Below are 17,597 nucleotides of genomic sequence, written 5' to 3' on the forward strand. Positions count from 1 at the left end.
TCCCGAACAAGCTCTCGCTCGGCTTCAATGAGGGAATGATCACACCGGCGGTGGGCGCGTCCGCGGTCTCCAGGGGCGTGCGCCTCGGCTACGGCGTGGGGTCCTTCTGCACGGCCACGGTCAGCACCGTGCCCGGCCTGCTCCTGCTGTACTACATGACCAATTTCCTGGCCGTGCCCGCCTGGCTGGCCGGGGTCGTGGTGACCGCGCCCAAGGTCTGGGACCTGGTCGTCAACCCGCTGATCGGCCGCTGGTCGGACCGGACCCGGTCGCGGCTGGGCCCCCGGCGGCCCTGGCTGCTGGCGGGCGCCTGCACGCTGCCGATCGCGTTCTTCCTGGTGTTCGCGGGGCCGCCGCTGACGGGCGTGCCCGCCGCCCTCTACGTGGGGGTGTGCTTCCTCGTGACGGCGACGGCGTACGCGCTGTTCGAGGTGCCGTACAAGGCGATGCCCGGCGAGATGACCCACGACTACCACGAGCGCACCTCGCTGCTGCAGTGGCGCATGGTCTTCATCGGCGCGGCCACCGCGGTCAGCGGCGTGCTCGCCCCGGCCATCGTCACGAGCCAGGGCGAGCACGGCACGCTGGACAGCTACCGGCTGATGGCCACGGTGATCGCGGTCATCCTGCTCCTCGCCATGCTGGGCTCCTTCTTCGGCACCGCCCGCGCGCCCATGACCGGCGCGCCGGAGGCGGACCGGGGAGGGTGGCGCGAGCAGTTCGCCGCGATCAAGGGCAACCGGCCGTTCCTGTGGCTGACCATGCTGGCCTGCACGCAGATGCTCGCCGTGAGCATGATGCTGGCCGCCGCGCCCTACTTCGCCGCGTACACGCTCGGCTCGCCGAAGGCCACGCAGACGCTCTTCGCCGCGCTGGTCGGCCCGATCCTGCTGACGATGCCGCTGTGGGTGCGCCTGGCCAGGCGCTTCGACAAGCGGGGCGCGATGATCCTGGCGGCGCTCCTGTACGCCGGCGGCACGACGGCGGCCCTGGCCACGCCGGTCCTCGGCATCGTGTGGGCACACGTGACGATCCTGGTCGTCGGCGTCGGCTACGCCGGGGTGCAGTTGCTGCAGTTCTCGATGCTGGCGGACGTGATCGCGGTGGACGCCGCCGAGACCGGCAAGCGGCGGGCGGGCGTGCTGACGGGGCTGTGGACGGCCATCGAGAGCGGCGTCAGCGCGTTCGGCGCGCTGATCTTCGGGGTGATCCTGTCCATCGGCGGTTTCATCGAGTCCGAGCCGAGCAGGCCGGTCGAGCAGCCGGACAGCGCCGTGACCGCGGTCCTGATCGGACAGACCGCGGTCCCGGCGCTGATCATCTTCCTGTCGGTGCTGATGACGCTGAAGTACCGGCTCACGCCACCCGGCGCGCCAGCACCAGACGCGTCCGCGTGAACAGCCCCGCCACCAGCGCCGCCAGCAGGGGCAGCCCCACCACGACCCCGGCCAGGAAGAGCCAGGGGACGGCGATCGTCGTGGCTCCGGGGTTGAACAGCTCCATCCTCCCGTAGACCGTCCGGGTCAGCGGCCAGGTCAGCGCGATGCCGCTGACGAGGCCCGCCGCCAGGCCCACCAGGGCGCCGAGGCCGGAGATGTAGGCGGCCTGGGCCGCCACCACGAGCCTGCGCACCCGCGCCGCCCCGCCGACCGCGGACAGGGTGTCGAGGTCCGGGCGCATGTCGGCGGCGGCCAGCCCCGTGGCCGCGAACGTGCCGCCGAGCACCAGGACCAGCGCGGCCCCGAGCAGGATCAGCAGGGTGACGAAGCGGCTCTCGGCCGTGCCCCGCTCCACGAGGGCGTAGGCCTGATCGCCGATGAGGACCCTGATCTCCGTGCTCAGCCGCTGATCGTCGATATCCGTGTACGCCGCGTAGAAGGTCCGCTGCTGCACCTTGAGTCCCGCCTGCGTCAGCACGGACGGTGGGATCAGCGCGCCTGTCTGACCGGCCTCGGCCGGCGCCGCCGCCACGGCGGGAACCCGGAGGGTCGTGACCGGCTTGTCGTCCCCGTTCTCGACCTGGATCGTGAGCATGGCGTCGCGCACCGCGCCCGGGCTGAAGGCCACGGCCTTGCCCGCAGCCAGTGCCGCCGCAGCCTGCGGGTCCCTGCGTTTCTGGAGGAAGGCGAGCACCTCCTCGTCGGCCACCTCCACGGCGCCGGGGAAGTCGCGGAGGTCGCACGGGGATGTGCAGCCCCCCGGCAGGGCGAGGTTCAGATAGACGGGCTCGCCCTGCGCGTCCGTCACGGCCAGCCCGTTGACCAGGCTCACCCCCGGCAGCTTCTGCTGGACGAGCGCCCGCACCCGGGCCCACCCCTGATCGTCGGTCTTCCAGGCACGGACCATCAAGGTGTCCGCGGGGACGATCGAGTTGCGTCTCGCCTCCTGGTCGACATAGTCACTGTTGAGGCCGATGCCCAGCGTGACCGCCCCCATCGTGGCCGCCATGACCGCGGCGGTGGCGGAGGCCGTACGGACGCGGTGGCGGGAGGCGTCGCGTACGGACAGGCGCAGCGGGAGCGGCAGCCGCCCGGCGAGCCGCCCCGTGGCCTGGACCAGCCACGGCATCAGCGCGACCAGCCCGAACACCACCAGCGTCGAGGCCAGCGCGACCGACAGCATGCCCCGGTGCAGGGCGAACCCCAACGCGGCCACCCCGAGCAGCACCAGCACGGCCCCGAGCACGGGACGGCCCGCGCGGCCGGGCGTGTCCACGGCGGCGCGCCCGGCCAGCACGTGCACGGGGCTCTGCCGGCTCGCCTGGATCGCCGGCACGATCGCCGCGGTCAGCGCACTCACCACGCCCAACGCGGCCACGCCGAGCACCGACGCCCACGGCACGTCCGCCGGACCGTGCGTCCAGTCCAGCCGACGGGCCGCGAACCACTCCACCGCCAGCCCGGCGCCGATGCCCAGGGCGGCGCCCAGCAGGGCCGCCGCGCCGCCGAGCACCAGGCCGTCGGCCAGCACGATGGTCTTGAGGTGCCGCCCGGAGCCGCCCTGCGCGGCGATCATGGCGAGCTCCCTGCGCCTGCGGCGCAGCCCGACCGCGAAGGCGGGGCCCGCGAGCAGGACGGTCTCGGTCACGATGAGCACGACGGCGACACCCAGCTCGACCAGCCCGTGCAGGTCACGGGGCCCGGAGTCACCGGTGTCGGAGCGCTCGATGAGGGCCCGGGACTCGACGCCCAGGCCCACCTCGTTGAGGCGTCGCACGTCCGGCCACTGGACGGGGGCGGCGGTGTCGATGAGCCAGCCGCTGTCGTTGCCGTCGTTCTGGTGCGGGAGCAGCCCTTCCGGCAGGGCGAGCATCTCGCGCAGGCCAGGCCGGTTCGGGTGCTCGGCGACCCCGACCACCCGCACGCTGCGGTCCGGCCGCCACGTCTTGATCGTGTCGCCTATCCGGACACCGCTGTCGATCAGCGCGGGGGACACGGCGACCTCACCGGGTGCGGCGGCGAACCTGCCCTCGACCAGGCGGCGCATCCCCCTGGTCAAGGGGTCGCGCAGGTCGGCCTCGAACACGTCGACCCGGCTGTAGCCGTCCGCCAGGCGGGCATGCACGATGCTCGCCTGGTAGCGGAGCAGGCGGCCCTGGAGCAGGGTGCCGATCTCGGCGGGCGTCCACGGCCGCCCGGCCCGCTGCGATTGGCGCATAGTGGTGATCACCCCGTCCGCTCTCTGCTCGACCGCGGTGCGGAACGGGGTCGTGACGATGCGGGCGTCGGCCGCCCCCAGCCTCGAGTCCAGCTTGTCGCGGCTGGTGATGCTCGTGGTGGCGGCGCCGGTGAGCACCGCCGTGATGACCAGGACGGGCAGGCCGATCATCACCATGATGAGCGCGGTCCGGCCCTTGAAGCGAAGGGCGTCCCTGCGGGAGATGCGCAGCGCGGCGCGGAACGCGCTCATCGGGCGCTCTCCAGCCGCACGGCGCTCGACTCCACGATCGCGCCGTCACGCAGGTAGACCACCCGGTCGGCCCAGCCCGCGTACCGCGGTTCGTGGGTGACCAGCAGGACCGCCGCGCCGGCGTCGCAACGGGTGCGCAGCAGCTGCAGGATCTCGTCACCGGTGGCGGTGTCGAGCGCGCCGGTCGGCTCGTCGGCCAGCAGCAGCCGCCGCTCGCCCACCAGCGCCCTGGCGATGGCCACGCGCTGGCGCTGCCCCCCGGACAGCTCCTCGGGGAACCGGCCGGCGGCGTCCCCGGCCCCCACCTCGGCGAGCACGGCCAGCGCCTCCTCGCGGGCGGTCGCGGAACGCACGCCGTCGAGCTCCCTCGGCAGCATCACGTTCTCGGCGGCCGTCAGGGACGGGATCAGGTTGAGGTCCTGGAAGACGTACCCGACGCTGGTGCGCCTGAGCGCGGCCAGGTCCTTCACCCTGGCCAGGTCCTCGCCCTCGATGGTCACGGTCCCCGAGGTGGGCCGGTCGAGACCGCCCGCCACGTTGAGCAAGGTCGACTTGCCCGAGCCCGACGGGCCCATGACCGCGACCAGCTCCCCCGCCGCCACCTCCAGGCTCACGCCCTTCAGGGCCTGCACCTGGCCGTGCTCGCGGGTCACGTCCCGCAAACTCACCACAGTCATCGCTCTTGCTCCTTGGACATCTGCTGGGAAACGGCCTCGCAGTGGTCCAGCCAGCGCTGCTCCGCCTCTGCCTTGAAAATCAGCGAGTCGAGGACCAGCCGCTGCGCGAACCCGCCTGTCGCGGCCCGCTTGGCCCGGGTCAGCTCCTGCAGCCCGAGCATGGTGGCCACGCGCTGGGTCTGGATGACCTCGGCCACGTCCAGGCCACCGGCCACGGCCATCGCGATCTTGATGGCCAGCTCGTCCCGAGGCCGGTCGGACGGGGCGACGGGGGTGCTGAACCATCGCTCCAGCTCCTCCCGACCGGCCTCGGTGATCGTGTAGACCGCGCGGCCCTGCTCGTCGGCTCCCCCTGGGGCCACCAGGCCATCGCGCTCGAGCCGGGAGAGCGTCGTGTAGACCTGGCCGATGTTCAAGGGCCAGGTCGCCCCTGTGGACGTCTCGAACTCGACCCTGAGCTGATAGCCGTAACGCGGTCCGCTGCTCAGCAACGCGAGCAGTCCGTGTCTGATCGACATGGATACTGAGTATGCATACTGAGTATGCCCACCGCAAGCGATCCGCGTTTTCTGGACAGCGAGCGCCTTTCGGTCCGATACTCGCTACATGAGCTCGACGCAGCCGCCTTTTCGCGCATCAGACGGGGAACGGGACCGCGCGATCGACGAGCTCAGGGACCAGGCCGTGGAGGGCCGGATCTCCCACGACACGTTCGTGGGCCGCGTCGACCAGGCGCTGCGCGCGCGCAGCCGGCACGAGCTCGACAAGCTGGTCGCGGACCTGCCGCGCAAGCCGACGGTCAGGCAGCGGCTGACCGACGCCGTCGCGTCGGTCTCCGAGTTCACCACCCGGCTGCAGTCCGCGTGGCGGCGTCCCCGGCTGCCCAAGCTGGCGCTGCCCGACGACGACCGGCTGCGTTACGTGGTGGGGCGCGGGTCGGCGTGCGACCTCGTCCTGTCGGACTTAACCGTCTCCCGGGTCCACGCCGAGCTGCGCCGCGAGGGCGACGGCGAGTGGATGCTGGTGGACCTCGGCTCGCTCAACGGCACCCGGCTCAACGGGTGGCGGCTGGTGGGGCCGGCGCGGGTGCGGTCGGGTGACGAGATCTCGTTCGGCGACTGCGGCTTCATGGTGACCTCGGGCCAGCCGTCCTTCTGACGCGTCCGCCCAGAACCTCCCGACAAATACGGATATTTGCGGATTACAGCTGGCTTGTGGTGATCCACGCTGGCAGGGCGATTCCCCGTTCACTTGGAGACCCCCCATGCGGCGCACCTCAGCATCCCTCGTCGCGGGCGCGCTCGTCGCGACCCTCGCGTGGGCGTCCAGCCCCTCCTCCCCGGCCGTCGCCCTGGAGCCCTCCGCGGGCGTGGCGGACCTCACCCAGGACATCAACAAGATCCTCAGCGACTCCCGGCTCACGATCGCCAGGGCGGGCGTGGTCGTCAAGAGCGCCGCCACCGGCGAGGAACTGTACGCCACGGACGCCGGCAAGCTCCTGACCCCCGCCTCCAACACCAAGCTGTTCACCTCCGCCGCGGCCGCCGAGACCCTCGGGCTCGACTACCGCTTCCCCACCACCGTGCTCTCCTCGGGCCGCAAGGCCGGGTCGGTGCTGGCCGGCGACCTGGTGCTGCGCGGGACCGGCGACCCGACCATGCTGGCCGAGGACTACGACGCGCTGGCCGCCAAGGTCGCCGCGGCGGGTGTCAAGGTCGTGACGGGCAAGCTGGTGACCGACGACACCTGGTTCGACTCGCAGCGGCTCGGCAACGACTGGTCGTGGGACGACGAGACCGCCTACTACGCGGCGCCGATCTCCGCCCTGACCGCCTCGCCCGACCGGGACTACGACGCGGGCTCGGTGATCGTCTCCGTCGCCGCCGACGGCGACAAGGTCAAGGTGTCCACCACCCCGGAGACCGGCTACCTGAAGATCGTCAACAAGGCCACGGTCGGCTCGGAGACCGACGTGCTCATCGAGCGGCAGCACAGCAGCCGGACCGTGGTGATCACCGGCACGGTCAAGGACCCGTACCAGGAGTGGGTGGCCGTGGACGACCCCACGGCGTACGTCGCGTCGCTGTTCCGCACGTCGCTGGCCAAGCACGGCGTCAAGGTGCTCGGGCCAACCGTCACGGCCGCGGCCCCGGCCGAGGCCAAGGAGCTGGCCAGGCACGAGTCGATGACGCTGGGCGAGCTGCTGGTCCCGTTCCTGAAGCTGAGCAACAACATCCACGCCGAGATCCTCACCAAGGCCATGGGCCGCAAGGTCGCGAACCAGGGCACGTGGTCGGCCGGGCTCAAGGTCAGCACCGACTTCGCCAAGGCCAACGGGGTGCAGGTGATCAACATGCGGGACGGCTCCGGCCTGTCGCGCCGCGACGGCTTCTCGCCGGGCTCGATCGTGCAGCTGCTGACGGCGGTGCGGAGCAAGCCCTGGTTCACCACCTGGTACGAGTCCCTGCCCATCGCGGGCAACGCCGAGCGCTTCGTGGGCGGCACCCTGCGCAGCCGGATGCGGAACACGCCGGCCGCGAACAACGTCCACGCCAAGACGGGCTCGCTGACCGGGGTGACCTCGCTGTCCGGGTACGTCACGAGCGCCGAGGGCGAGCCGCTGATCTTCTCGATCATGCTGAACCAGTACCTGTCCGGCTCCCCCAAGGACATCGAGGACAAGATCGCCATCCGGCTCGCCCAGTTCACGCGCGCCACCGCGACGGCCGACGCCACCCAGCTCCGCGCCACGGAGCAGGGGGAGGCGGGCGACCTCGAATGCTCCTGGCTGAAGCCCGTGCAGTGCTAGCCCTCGCCTGAAAACCGCGCGGCCCCCTGACGCTCAGGGGGCCGCCGTGGTTTACCGGGATCCTGTTGGAGCTCCAGGTTAGGTCTGAAATTTCCGTACATAGCCGACCCAGGAGGGCCAGAATGCGGGTTCGACGCAATGTCGAGCCCTGCACCGGAGGAAAGAAATGCGCGGACAGCTCCAGGCACTCATCTGCCTCGGGAGTCTGGCGGCGTTCAGTTTCCCCGCTCCCGCCGCGCAGGCCGCCACCGCGCAGGCCTGCCGCGTGATCGCGGCCAAGCCGGTCGTGACCAAGGGGGTGGTCCGGGGCACCGCCACCAGGACGGGCTGCACCGACCAGGCCCGGCTCAGGGTACGCATCCAGGTCGTCGCGTCGGGCCCCGACCGGGTCCTCAAGAGCGGCTCGAAGACGGTCGGCACCGGGCGGATCACCGCAGGCGTGCAGTGCTCCCCCACCCCGCGCAGCTACTACGTGGTCGCGGTCGACTCGAAGGGGCGCAGCAGCCGGTCGCGCCCCGTGAGGCTGTCGTGCGCGTCGGGCGGCGGCTTCGCGTCCTCGATCGAGACCGAGGTCGTCAGGCTCACCAACCAGGCCAGGGCGAAGAAGGGCTGCCGGCCCCTCATCCACGACCCCAGGCTGCACCTCGCCGCCGAACGCCACTCGGCCGACATGGGGACCAGCGGCCGCTTCACGCACAACTCCAGCAACGGCCGGACGTTCGACCAGCGCATCAAGGCCGCCGGTTTCTCCTTCAGCTCAGCCGCCGAGAACATCGCCACGGGCCAGCCCACCGCGGCCGCCGTGATGAGGGACTGGCTCAAGAGCTCAGGACACCGGGCCAACATCCTCAACTGCTCCTTCACCCACATCGGTGTCGGGCACAACGCCAAGGGACCCTCCTGGACCCAGGACTTCGCCGCCCACTGAGCCGAACCCACTGAGCCGAACCCACTGAGCCGAACCCACTGAGCCGAACCCACTGAGCCGAACCCATTGAGTTGAACCACTGGGCCAAGGGAGCGTCGGGCCTCCACCGGCCACACCCGCCGGTATCCCACCGCACGCCCACGCGCTCCCCTTCCGAGCGGGCCCGGCCGCGCCTCCCCCGCACACAGGACCGCGGCCGGGCCCGCAAACTCCCCGCTTACGAGCGGTCGGAGAAGCGGGCCAGGACCAACGACTCGACCACGCCGACGACCGCGTACGCCAGGATCGACACGGCGGTGACCACCACGATGTCCGCCCACACCTCGTCGTAACGGAAGCCGCCGATCGCCCGCAGGATCTCGGCGCCGATCCCCCGCCCCGTGGCCAGCCACTCCGCGATGAGCGCCCCGATGATCGAGGCGGGCACGGAGATCCGGGCGGAGGCGAAGACGGAGGGCATCGCGGTCGGCACGGCCACCTTGCGCAGGACGGTCAGGCGCGTCCCGCCGTACGCCATGATCAGGTCGGTGGCCTGCGGCGAGGCGGAGCGGAGCCCGAAGGCGATGTTCACCAGGGCCGGGAAGAAGACCACGATGCCGCCGATCACGGCCACGCCCAGCAGGTCCCGGCCGAAGATCAGGGTGATCAGCGGCGTCATCACCACGAGCGGCACCGAGCGCAGCAGCATCGCGACCGGCATGAACGTCTGCTCGACGGTCCTGAACAGCACGAACGCGACCGCCACGGCCATGGCGGCGATCATCCCGCTGGCGAACCCGATGGCCGCGTCCCTGATCGTGATGCCCAGCGCGCCGAACACGGCCTCGCGGTGGGCGGCCGACGAGGTCAGGTACTCCCAGACCTGCGGCGGGCGCTTGCCGACGAGCGGGCTGATCCCGAACGCCTCCAGGGCCACCCACCACGCGGCCACGACGATGACCACGGACGGGGCCAGCGGCCCGACGATCCTCAGCACGGTGCGGCCGATCACTGTGACTCGCCTCTCGACCAGGGGGTGACCACGCGGGCGACGAGGGCGACGATCGCGTACCCGAGCCCGGCGATCAGCCCGGACACGAGCGCGAGCCCCCACGTGCGCGGCACCTGGAACTGCTGCTGGGAGATCATCAGGGAGACGCCCAGGCCGGCGTCGTTGCTGCCGAGGTACTCGCCGATGATCGCGCCGAGCAGCGCGGAGGGCGCGGAGATCTTCAGGCCCGCGAACGTGCTGGGCAGGGCGGAGATGATCTGCACGTAGCGGAGCCTGGCCAGCCGGCCGCCGCCGTACACGGTGACGACGTCCAGGCTCGCCCGGTCGGCGGAGCGCAGCCCGAGCAGGGCGCCGATGAGCGTGGTGAAGAAGACGGAGATGGCGGCGAGGAAGACCACGGTGGCGTCGCCGCCGAAGACCACCAGCACGATGGGGCCGATGGCGAGCAGCGGGATGCAGTAGCTGATGACGGCGAGCTGGGTGGCGACGGCCTCCAGCCGGGGCACGAGCAGCACCAGCAGCGCCACGCCGACGGCCAGCCCGTTGCCCCACAGGAAGCCCTGGACCGCCGCGCCGAGCGTGGCCGAGACGTTCGGGCCGTAGAAGGCCCAGCCGTCGGCGCCCATGGCGGCCAGCACCGCCCACGGGGTGGGCACCGCGCCGCCGGCGGCGAACACGGTCGCGGCCAGCAGCCACCACAGCGCGACGAGCGCGACGACGCCGATCAGCCCCTGGACGCGTCTCATGCGCCGTGCCCGAACAGCAGGTCGCTGAGGTGGTCGTGGATCGCGTGGAACTCGGGCGTACGCATCATCTCGGGGGTGCGGGGCCGGGGCAGGCCGATCTCCACCATCTCGATGACCCGCCCGGGGCGCGGGCTCATGACGGCCACCACGTCCGACAGGAAGACGGCCTCGCCGATGCCGTGGGTGACCATGAGCGTCGTGGCGGGCTTCTCGGTCCAGATGCGCAGCAGCTCCAGGTTGAGCCGCTGCCTGGTCATGTCGTCCAGCGCGCCGAACGGCTCGTCCAGCAGCAGCACGCTGGGCTTGACCACCAGCGCGCGGGCGATGGACACGCGCTGCCGCATGCCGCCGGACAGCTCGGCGGGCCGGGCCTTCTCGAACCCGTCCAGCCCGACCAGCTTGATCAGGTCCTCGATCACGCCGGGCTCCGGCTTGAGCCCGGCGACCTCCAGCGGCAGCCGGATGTTGGCCGCGACGCTGCGCCAGGGCAGCAGCGCGGAGTCCTGGAAGGCGATGCCGAGGTGGTGGCTCCTGCGCAGCTCCTCGGGGGTCTCGCCGTTCACCCGGATCTCGCCCGACGTGGGCTCCTCCAGCCCGGCGAGGATGCGCAGCACCGTGGACTTGCCGCAGCCGGAGGGGCCGAGCAGCGACAGGAACGAGCCCTTCGGCGTCTGGATGTCGACCCCTTGGAGCGCGGTCACTCCCTTGCCGAAGGACTTGCTCAGCCCCGCGATGCTGATCCCCGTCATGACAGCTTCAGGCTCGGGTCGGCCTTGTAGATCTCGTCCAGGATCGTCAGGTCGAAGAGCTGCTCGGCCTTGATGTTCAGGCCGGCCTTGGCGAGCGAGGCGATGTTCTGCTCGATCAGCTCCGGCGTGATCGTGAACAGGCCGTTGGCCTTGACGTCGGGGGTGACCACGAGCTCGTTCTGCATCTTGGCCTCCTCGGTCTGCTCCTTGACGTCGAGGTTCTGGTCCTTGCCGTAGACGGTGGTGGCCAGCTCGGCGGACTTGGCCGGGTCGGCGACGGCGTCCCTCCAGCCCTTGATCTCGGCGGTCAGGAACGCCTTGAGCTTGTCGCGCTCCTTGTCGATCGTCTCCTGCGTCACCGTGAACGTCTCGGCGACCAGCGGCAGGCCGGCGTCGGCGAACAGCAGGTAGGCGGGGTCGTGGCCCTGCATCCGCAGCCGTACGGGACCGCTGGTGACGTAGCCGACGTAACCGTCGAGCTGCCCGGAGGTGAGCATCGACGGGTCCGACTGGAACGGCACGCGGGTCACGCTCGACGGGTCGAGGTTGTTGGCCTTGAGCAGCGCGTTCCAGACCAGCTCGTTGGAGTCCTGGACGCCGATCTTCTTGCCGGCGAGGTCCTTGGCCTCCTTGATCGGGTTCTTGTTGAGCGAGACGATCGCGAAGGGGTTCTTCTGGAAGGTCGCGCCGACGATCTTCAGCTGGGCGCCCTGCAGGACGGCCGGGGCAGTGATCGTGGGCGCGGACAGGCCCGCCCAGCAGCGGCCGGTGGCCAGGCCCGACTCGACCGAGGTGCCGGAGCCGCCGCCCGACAGCAACTCCACCTGGGAGAATCCGGCGGCCTTGAAGTAACCCTTGCTGTCCGCGAAGTACTCGCCGGCGAACTCGACGTTCTTCTTCCAGGAGAGCTGGAGCTTGACCGAGCCCAGCCCGCTCGCTTCTCCGCCTCCGCCGGCGGCCGTGGTCTCGCCGCAGGCGGCCAGGCCGAGCGCCAGACCGGCCAGACCTGTTGTCCGCAGGAACGCGCGGCGGTCGAGAGAAATAGCCATAATTCTTCCTTGAGCGGCGGTGAAGGTGCAGGTCAGGAACGGTATCCATTGATTATTACCATCGTGTGACGGTGGTTTTGGACGACCGGGCACCGGGAGCCGTCTCTCAGGGAGAATGCGGGAAAACCGCTGGCGAGCCCTGTAGGTCCCTACGAGAGCGCCACCCGAGGACCGTAGATCCCTCCAGCCACCCGGCGGTTCCGGTAGCGTCGGGCCTGAAATGAGACTCGACGGAATCCCCCTTTGGGACGGTACCGAATATCGCGGCCCAGTCGATCTGAGCTGGGAGCCGGACCGGATCCTCAGCGTGCAGCCGGACGCCCATCCGGGCCACGACGGTCTGTGCGTGCTCCCCGGCCTGGTGGACACGCACGTCCACCTGGTCGGCTACGCGGGGCCCGGCGAACCGCCGGACTTCGCGACCTGGCCGCTGGTGACCACCCGCGACGAGCAGGTGCTGCACGGCGCCGCCCACGCCCAGCGGGCCATGCGGCACGGCGTGACGACCCTGCGCGACCTGGCGGGCGACGAGGCGCAGATCGCGCTGCGCCGGGTGTTCGACGCCGGGGTGCTGCCCGGGCCGCGCGTCCAGGTGCACGGCGTGGTGGGGATGACGGCCGGGCACAACGACCTGTTCGTGCCGCCCGCGTTCCCCGTGCGCAAGCCCACGGCGGACGGTCCCGACGAGTGCCGCAAGCTCGTACGGGCCTGGGCCCGCGCCGGCATGGACGGCATCAAGCTCACGACCAGCGGCGGCGTGCTGTCGATCGGCGACAAGAACGCCTGGCGCAACTACACCCGCGACGAGATCAGGGCGGTCGTGGACGAGGCGCACGCGCTCGGCATGCTGGTGGCCTCGCACGCCCACTCCGAGGACGGCATCCGCGTGGCCGTCGAGGAGGGCGTCGACTCGATCGAGCACGGCACGCTCATGAGCAAGGACCTGGCCGAGACGCTGGCCGCCCGGGGCACGCCGGTCGCGCCCACGCTGCTGATCAACGAGGCCATCGCCCAGGGCCGGGTCCCCGTCACCTCCGAGGCCAGTGCCAAGGCCGCCGAGCTGATCGCCCGGCGCGACGTGCTGCTGGCCCAGGCCGCCGCGCTGGGCGTGCGGTTCGTGCTCGGCACCGACGCGAACGGCCACCACGTGCAGTTCGGCGACCAGTTCGCCGAGGTCGTCCACATGACGCGGGTGCTCGGCATGGACGCCGAATCGGCGCTGCGCGCGGCCACCTCCGACGCGGCCGACTCGATCGGCATGCCAGTGGGCCGGATCGCGCCCGGGCTGGGCGCCGACTTCGTCGTGCTGCGCGGCCGCCCGTGGGAGCGCATCGAGGACCTGGCCACGGAGAACATCGTGGCCGTGGTCTCACGGGGCCGCGTCGTCGCGGGCCGCCTGCCCGTCTCTGCCTGACCGCAGCGCCAGGTAGAGGTCGGTACGGTCGCGCATCGACGACATGCGCCGCCCGGTCAGCTCCTCGATCCGCTGCATGCGGTAGCGCAACGTGTTGACGTGCACGTACAGCTCGTCGGCGGTGCGCTGCCAGGAGCCGCACGTCTCCAGGAAGATGTCGAGCGTGCGCAGCAGCTCGGAGCCGTGCCGCGCGTCGTACTCCTCCACCGGCCCCAGCAGGTGATCGCGGAAGGACCGGCGCACGCTCGCCGGCAGCGCGGCCATCAGCAGGTCGAAGCTGTCGATGTCGGCCACCGACATGATCGACACCGGCCCCGGCCCGCCCCGCGCGGACTCCATGCCCCGCCTGGCCGTCTCCAGCGCCTCGCCGAGCTGCGACACGCTGGCCGCCATCTCGCTGATCCCCGCGGCGATGCTCAGGCCGGGGCGCTCCGCCACCAGGCCGCGCAGCTCGTCGGCCAGGCTCTTGCGCGACGCCCGGCCGTTGACCAGCACGATCGCCTCGTGCGGGGTGCCGCCGACGATCAGGTGCCGGCCCCTCCTGGCCAGGCCCTCGTGCAGGACCTCGGGCAGGTCGTAGTCGTCATTCGCCGGTCCCGTCCACGTGACCGCCATGGCGGCGGTCGGCAGGCCCGGATCGGCACCGAGCAGCCGCAGGTGCGCGGAGACCTCGCCCGGCGGGATGTGGCCCAGCACGTCGAGCAGCGTCTGCGCCCTCGTCCGTTCGGCCCTGCGCTGCTCGGCCGCGAACCCCTCGGCGGTCACGACCTGCGTGATCACGCCGAACGACTGGTCGGGAGCGGCCAGGAGCAGCGGCAGCCGGCGCCGTTCGCACGCCTTGACCAGCTCCTCGGGCAGCTCTCCCAGCACGATCAGCCCCACCACCAGGCCGGCGGCGTCGGTTGCCCACAGCGCGTCGGCGAAGCGCTCGCAGTCGGCCGGCTCGCCGTACCAGACGCCGCTGGTGAGCACGAGGTCGCCGGACTGCAGGTAGCGCCGGGGGTCGGGCAGGTCCGTCGGGTACGCGCGCCGGATCTCGCGGCCGACCTCCTCGTGACCTGTCACCAGCGTCAGCCGCAGGTCGTCGCGCGCGAGCAGGTCCGACAGCCTCATGAAATCTGATGTTATGCCAGCTCAAACCCCAAGAGTTCAGAGGTTCACACGATACGTCCACCGGCCATGGTCGGGTTTACTCGTTGCCATGCGTCCCAAAGCAGAGCTCCATCTGCACATCGAAGGCACCCTCGAGCCCGAGCTCGTCGTCGAGCTGGCCCGGCGTAACCGGATCGACCTGCCGACCTTCGACGTGGACGCCATCCGCTCCCGCTACTCCTTCACCGACCTGCAGTCGTTCCTGGACCTCTACTACGAGCACATGGCGGTCCTGCGCACCGAGGAGGACTTCTACGACCTCGCCGCCGCCTACCTGCGACGGGCCGAGGAGCAGGGCGTGCGGCACGCGGAGATCTTCTTCGACCCGCAGGCGCACCTGAGCCGGGGCGTGCCGCTGGAGGTGGTGTTCGGCGGGCTGTCGGCGGCACTGAAGGACGGCGGCGTGTCGGCCGCGCTGATCCTGTGTTTCCTGCGTGACCAGGGGGCGGACGAGGCCGAGCAGGTGCTGCGGGCGGCGCTGCCGTACCGGGAGTCGTTCATCGGGGTGGGGCTGGACTCGGCGGAGGTGGGTTACCCGCCGTCGCTGTTCAGGCGGGTCTTCGAGATCGCGGCCGCCGAAGGGCTGCACCGGGTGGCGCACGCGGGCGAGGAGGGCGGGCCCGACTACGTGTGGGAGGCGCTGGACATCCTGCGCGTCGAGCGGGTGGACCACGGGATCAGGGCCATGGAGGACCCGCAGCTCGTGGCCAGGCTCAGGGACGAGCGGATCCCGCTGACGGTGTGCCCGCTGTCGAACGTACGGCTGCGCGCCGTGCCGTCCCTGCGTGACCACATCCTGCCCGCGATGCTGGACGAAGGGCTCGTCGTGACCGTCAACTCGGACGATCCCGCGTACTTCGGCGGTTACGTCGAGGACAACTACGCGGCGCTCCAGCGGGAGCTGGGGATGACGGACGAGCAGCTCGACCGGATCGCCCGCAACTCCTTCGAGGCGTCGTTCGCCTACGAAGGTGAGACTACGGGGACCTGCCCCTCGGCATCGGCCGCCGAGGAGCAGGTCCGGTAGCGGCATCGCTGTTTCAGGCGAGGTGTTCGAGACCGCCGCCTCCGAGTGGCCTGCGTAGGGTGGCGGACGCGGATTCGAAGTGCGGGCCGACCACCTGCGCGAGGCCTCTCTCACAGACGAGCTTGGCGAGACCGTGGGGCCCGGCCCTGCGGGCGGGCCCGTGGTCACGTTTCTCAACCGCTGAGCAAACTACGTCAGACGAGCGAGCACTTACGGTTGTCGTTCTCGTCGTGGCGGCTGAGGATGCTGAGGATGTCGCCAGTCTTGATGTTCACCAGGCTGTTCTCGTTCGTGTTGATGTCGCCGCCGGCGATGTTGTTGTCGTCGCCACAGACGAACAGGATCTTCCTGTTGTCGTCGTGGTCCTTCGAACCAGCGGTGGCCGCGAACGCGGAGCCGCCGAACACGGCCATCCCGGCGACGAGGCCGGCCAGAACGAGTCCATGTCTGTACATGTCGATTCCTCTCTGATACCTGTCAACTACTCTGAGTAGCTGTCGCGGGGAGATGTCCCCGACCCTCGACTTCGACAAACGCCCACAATTTTCACTTTTGACCCTGCGGGCGCTGGTCTCACAGGCGAGGGATCGAGCAAGACCAAGGGGCCCGGCCTGACAGGCGGGCCCCGTGGTTACGTTTCTCAACCGCCGAAGAGACTGCTTAGGTGAGCGTGCACTTCCGGTTGTCGTCCTCGCTGTGGACGCTGAGGATGTTGAGGATGTCGCCGGTCTCGAGTTTCACCAGGCTGTTCTCGTTCGTGTTGATGTCGCCGCCGGCGATGTTGTTGTCGTCGCCACAGACGAACAGGATCTTCCTGTTGTCGTCGTGGTCCTTGGGCCAGCCGGTGGTGGCCGCGAACGCGGAGCCGCCGAACACAGCCATCCCGGCGACGAGGCCGGCCAGAACGAGACCATGTCTGTACATATCGATTCCTCTCTGGTACATGTCCACTACTCTCCGTAGCTGCCGAGAGAGAATGTCCCCGGCCCCCAACTTCGACAAACACCCACAATTTCGCTCTTGACCTGGCGAAATGGCGCGCATGGCCGAACCACTAAACAGATCGCCGATCTTGACGTAGCAGTGCTGCCCCGTGGTAACTCCTGTACCTTTTCCCACCTCGCCACAGACCATGACGCGGGCGCATTCGGGGCCTCAGACTGGTACATACGGGAGGTGATCATGACCATGCGTAACGACCCGCCCCTTCCGCCCGTCCTGAACGGCGCTCGGAGCTCGGCGCGATGCGCGCCCTGGTGCTGGTCGGGCCGGTGTTCCGGGGTTTGCTTCTACGTGATCTGAGCCGTCACCCGATCGTCGTGGCGGTGGCCTGTGTATCCGGTGGCCGGGGTCCTGTTCGGGAGGCGGGAGCCTACGGCAAGGTGAGGATGACCGGGCCGTCCGCGGTGATGGCGACCGTGTGCTCGACGTGCACGCTCCTGCTGCCGTCCCCCGAGCACACCGACCAGCCGTCCTCGGCCATGTAGTACTCGTCGTCGCCCCCGGCCATCAGGCTCGGCTCGATCGCGATCACCAGGCCGGGGCGCAGCCGCATCCCGCGTCCCGCGCGGGCCTCGTTGGGCACGAACGGCGACTCGTGCATGGCCCGCCCGATGCCGTGACCGCCGAAGTCGTTCTGCATGCCGTATCCCGCGCCGCGCCCGACCGTGGACATGGCGTGGCCGATGTCCCCCATCCGGCCCCCGGGCACGGCCGCCTCGATGCCGGCGGCCAGCGTCTCCTCGGCGACCCTGATGAGCTTGAGGTCCTCCGCCCGCGGCTCGCCGACCGCGAAGCTGACCGTGCCGTCGGCGTGCCACCCGTCCACGAACGCGCCGCAGTCGACGCTGATCAGGTCGCCGTCACGCAGCCGGTACGGGCTCGGCAGGCCGTGCAGCATGACCCCGTTCACGGACGTGCAGATGACCCCTGGGTACGGCATCGCGCCGAACGACGGGTGGTAGCCGAGGAACGACGCCCCTGCCTTCGCCTCCTCGATGACCGTCCGGGCCACCTCATCGAGCGCCTTCAGCGAGACGCCGACGGCGGCCCTCTCGCGCACCGCGGCGTGGACGGCGGCGACGACCCGCCCCGCCTCCCGCATGGCGTCGATCTCTCCGGCGCTCTTCAACTCGATCACGGCTCC

17 protein-coding genes are annotated in these 17,597 nt (G+C 70.6%); 6 read left to right on the forward strand and 11 right to left on the reverse strand.

Annotated elements, in window-relative coordinates:
- Nucleotides 1-35: 35 nt before the first annotated feature.
- Entirely contained in the window at nucleotides 36-1,397 is a 1,362-nt protein-coding gene (locus HD596_RS05065; RefSeq protein ID WP_185068122.1) for an MFS transporter, read from the forward strand.
- Here the strand turns inward: HD596_RS05065 and HD596_RS05070 are convergent.
- The 3 genes from HD596_RS05070 to HD596_RS05080 are packed head-to-tail and all read right to left on the reverse strand — an operon-like array spanning nucleotide 1,357 to nucleotide 5,104.
- Nucleotides 1,357-3,909: an FtsX-like permease family protein gene (locus tag HD596_RS05070; protein WP_185068124.1), complete on the reverse strand. Its 2,553-nt coding sequence runs from the start codon at nucleotides 3,907-3,909 to the stop codon at nucleotides 1,357-1,359. The genes HD596_RS05065 and HD596_RS05070 overlap by 41 nt on opposite strands.
- A complete protein-coding gene (locus tag HD596_RS05075) occupies nucleotides 3,906-4,586 on the reverse strand; it encodes an ABC transporter ATP-binding protein (protein ID WP_185068125.1) in 681 nt (226 codons plus the stop codon). The genes HD596_RS05070 and HD596_RS05075 overlap by 4 nt, the downstream gene beginning before the upstream one ends.
- Nucleotides 4,583-5,104 carry a PadR family transcriptional regulator gene (locus tag HD596_RS05080; protein ID WP_185068127.1) on the reverse strand — a complete coding sequence of 174 codons (522 nt, stop codon included), beginning with the start codon at nucleotides 5,102-5,104 and terminating at the stop codon, nucleotides 4,583-4,585. The genes HD596_RS05075 and HD596_RS05080 overlap by 4 nt, the downstream gene beginning before the upstream one ends.
- Before the next feature lie 88 nt (nucleotides 5,105-5,192).
- Here HD596_RS05080 and HD596_RS05085 point away from each other — a divergent pair, with 88 nt between their 5' ends.
- The 3 genes from HD596_RS05085 to HD596_RS05095 all read left to right on the forward strand — a co-directional run bounded on the left by HD596_RS05085 (nucleotide 5,193) and on the right by HD596_RS05095 (nucleotide 8,323).
- Nucleotides 5,193-5,744, forward strand: a complete 552-nt coding sequence (locus HD596_RS05085; protein ID WP_185068128.1) for an FHA domain-containing protein — start codon at nucleotides 5,193-5,195, stop codon at nucleotides 5,742-5,744.
- A 106-nt stretch (nucleotides 5,745-5,850) separates the two neighbouring features.
- Nucleotides 5,851-7,395 carry a D-alanyl-D-alanine carboxypeptidase/D-alanyl-D-alanine endopeptidase gene (dacB, locus tag HD596_RS05090; RefSeq protein WP_185068130.1) on the forward strand — a complete coding sequence of 515 codons (1,545 nt, stop codon included), beginning with the start codon at nucleotides 5,851-5,853 and terminating at the stop codon, nucleotides 7,393-7,395.
- 166 nt (nucleotides 7,396-7,561) lie between these two features.
- Nucleotides 7,562-8,323: a CAP domain-containing protein gene (locus HD596_RS05095; protein ID WP_185068132.1), complete on the forward strand. Its 762-nt coding sequence runs from the start codon at nucleotides 7,562-7,564 to the stop codon at nucleotides 8,321-8,323.
- 217 nt (nucleotides 8,324-8,540) lie between these two features.
- Here HD596_RS05095 and HD596_RS05100 read toward each other — a convergent pair whose 3' ends face one another.
- The 4 genes from HD596_RS05100 to HD596_RS05115 are packed head-to-tail and all read right to left on the reverse strand — an operon-like array spanning nucleotide 8,541 to nucleotide 11,858.
- Nucleotides 8,541-9,299: an ABC transporter permease gene (locus tag HD596_RS05100; protein WP_313042830.1), complete on the reverse strand. Its 759-nt coding sequence runs from the start codon at nucleotides 9,297-9,299 to the stop codon at nucleotides 8,541-8,543.
- An 11-nt stretch (nucleotides 9,300-9,310) separates the two neighbouring features.
- Nucleotides 9,311-10,060 carry an ABC transporter permease gene (locus tag HD596_RS05105; RefSeq protein ID WP_185068134.1) on the reverse strand — a complete coding sequence of 250 codons (750 nt, stop codon included), beginning with the start codon at nucleotides 10,058-10,060 and terminating at the stop codon, nucleotides 9,311-9,313.
- On the reverse strand, nucleotides 10,057-10,809 hold the full coding sequence (locus tag HD596_RS05110) for an ABC transporter ATP-binding protein (RefSeq protein WP_185068136.1): 753 nt from the start codon (nucleotides 10,807-10,809) through the stop codon (nucleotides 10,057-10,059). Before HD596_RS05110 ends, HD596_RS05105 begins: the two co-directional genes overlap by 4 nt.
- Nucleotides 10,806-11,858: an ABC transporter substrate-binding protein gene (locus HD596_RS05115; RefSeq protein ID WP_185068138.1), complete on the reverse strand. Its 1,053-nt coding sequence runs from the start codon at nucleotides 11,856-11,858 to the stop codon at nucleotides 10,806-10,808. Before HD596_RS05115 ends, HD596_RS05110 begins: the two co-directional genes overlap by 4 nt.
- A gap of 220 nt (nucleotides 11,859-12,078) precedes the next feature.
- Here HD596_RS05115 and HD596_RS05120 point away from each other — a divergent pair, with 220 nt between their 5' ends.
- The gene (locus tag HD596_RS05120) at nucleotides 12,079-13,272 is read left to right on the forward strand and encodes a metal-dependent hydrolase family protein (RefSeq protein ID WP_185068139.1); all 1,194 of its coding nucleotides are present in this window, start codon (nucleotides 12,079-12,081) and stop codon (nucleotides 13,270-13,272) included.
- On the opposite strand, the gene HD596_RS05125 is transcribed toward HD596_RS05120, so the two are convergent.
- On the reverse strand, nucleotides 13,228-14,385 hold the full coding sequence (locus HD596_RS05125; protein WP_185068141.1) for a PucR family transcriptional regulator: 1,158 nt from the start codon (nucleotides 14,383-14,385) through the stop codon (nucleotides 13,228-13,230). The two genes, HD596_RS05120 and HD596_RS05125, sit on opposite strands and share 45 nt — an antisense overlap.
- An 88-nt stretch (nucleotides 14,386-14,473) precedes the next feature.
- Between HD596_RS05125 and HD596_RS05130 the strand changes: the two genes are divergently transcribed.
- Nucleotides 14,474-15,451 carry an adenosine deaminase gene (locus tag HD596_RS05130; protein WP_185068143.1) on the forward strand — a complete coding sequence of 326 codons (978 nt, stop codon included), beginning with the start codon at nucleotides 14,474-14,476 and terminating at the stop codon, nucleotides 15,449-15,451.
- A gap of 194 nt (nucleotides 15,452-15,645) precedes the next feature.
- Here HD596_RS05130 and HD596_RS05135 read toward each other — a convergent pair whose 3' ends face one another.
- From HD596_RS05135 to map, 3 genes are all read right to left on the reverse strand, one after another.
- Complete coding sequence (locus HD596_RS05135; RefSeq protein WP_185068145.1) at nucleotides 15,646-15,906, reverse strand: hypothetical protein; 261 nt, start codon at nucleotides 15,904-15,906, stop codon at nucleotides 15,646-15,648.
- Between the two features lie 205 nt (nucleotides 15,907-16,111).
- Nucleotides 16,112-16,375 (reverse strand): hypothetical protein, encoded by a 264-nt coding sequence (locus HD596_RS05140; protein WP_185068147.1) that lies wholly within the window; start codon nucleotides 16,373-16,375, stop codon nucleotides 16,112-16,114.
- A gap of 448 nt (nucleotides 16,376-16,823) precedes the next feature.
- Nucleotides 16,824-17,591: a type I methionyl aminopeptidase gene (gene map, locus HD596_RS05145; protein ID WP_185068149.1), complete on the reverse strand. Its 768-nt coding sequence runs from the start codon at nucleotides 17,589-17,591 to the stop codon at nucleotides 16,824-16,826.
- Nucleotides 17,592-17,597: the final 6 nt, after the last annotated feature.

Origin of the sequence: Nonomuraea jabiensis (assembly GCF_014204795.1) — a bacterium.
In the GTDB taxonomy this organism is placed as follows: domain Bacteria; phylum Actinomycetota; class Actinomycetes; order Streptosporangiales; family Streptosporangiaceae; genus Nonomuraea; species Nonomuraea jabiensis.

Coding starts and splice junctions, on each gene's coding strand:
- HD596_RS05065 (WP_185068122.1), top strand. CDS start 36: ATGATCACACCGGCGGTGGGCGCGTCCGCGGTCTCCAGGGGCGTGCGC.
- HD596_RS05070 (WP_185068124.1), bottom strand. CDS start 3,909: ATGAGCGCGTTCCGCGCCGCGCTGCGCATCTCCCGCAGGGACGCCCTT.
- HD596_RS05075 (WP_185068125.1), bottom strand. CDS start 4,586: ATGACTGTGGTGAGTTTGCGGGACGTGACCCGCGAGCACGGCCAGGTG.
- HD596_RS05080 (WP_185068127.1), bottom strand. CDS start 5,104: ATGTCGATCAGACACGGACTGCTCGCGTTGCTGAGCAGCGGACCGCGT.
- HD596_RS05085 (WP_185068128.1), top strand. CDS start 5,193: ATGAGCTCGACGCAGCCGCCTTTTCGCGCATCAGACGGGGAACGGGAC.
- dacB (WP_185068130.1), top strand. CDS start 5,851: ATGCGGCGCACCTCAGCATCCCTCGTCGCGGGCGCGCTCGTCGCGACC.
- HD596_RS05095 (WP_185068132.1), top strand. CDS start 7,562: ATGCGCGGACAGCTCCAGGCACTCATCTGCCTCGGGAGTCTGGCGGCG.
- HD596_RS05105 (WP_185068134.1), bottom strand. CDS start 10,060: ATGAGACGCGTCCAGGGGCTGATCGGCGTCGTCGCGCTCGTCGCGCTG.
- HD596_RS05110 (WP_185068136.1), bottom strand. CDS start 10,809: ATGACGGGGATCAGCATCGCGGGGCTGAGCAAGTCCTTCGGCAAGGGA.
- HD596_RS05115 (WP_185068138.1), bottom strand. CDS start 11,858: ATGGCTATTTCTCTCGACCGCCGCGCGTTCCTGCGGACAACAGGTCTG.
- HD596_RS05120 (WP_185068139.1), top strand. CDS start 12,079: ATGAGACTCGACGGAATCCCCCTTTGGGACGGTACCGAATATCGCGGC.
- HD596_RS05125 (WP_185068141.1), bottom strand. CDS start 14,385: ATGAGGCTGTCGGACCTGCTCGCGCGCGACGACCTGCGGCTGACGCTG.
- HD596_RS05130 (WP_185068143.1), top strand. CDS start 14,474: ATGCGTCCCAAAGCAGAGCTCCATCTGCACATCGAAGGCACCCTCGAG.
- HD596_RS05135 (WP_185068145.1), bottom strand. CDS start 15,906: ATGTACAGACATGGACTCGTTCTGGCCGGCCTCGTCGCCGGGATGGCC.
- HD596_RS05140 (WP_185068147.1), bottom strand. CDS start 16,375: ATGTACAGACATGGTCTCGTTCTGGCCGGCCTCGTCGCCGGGATGGCT.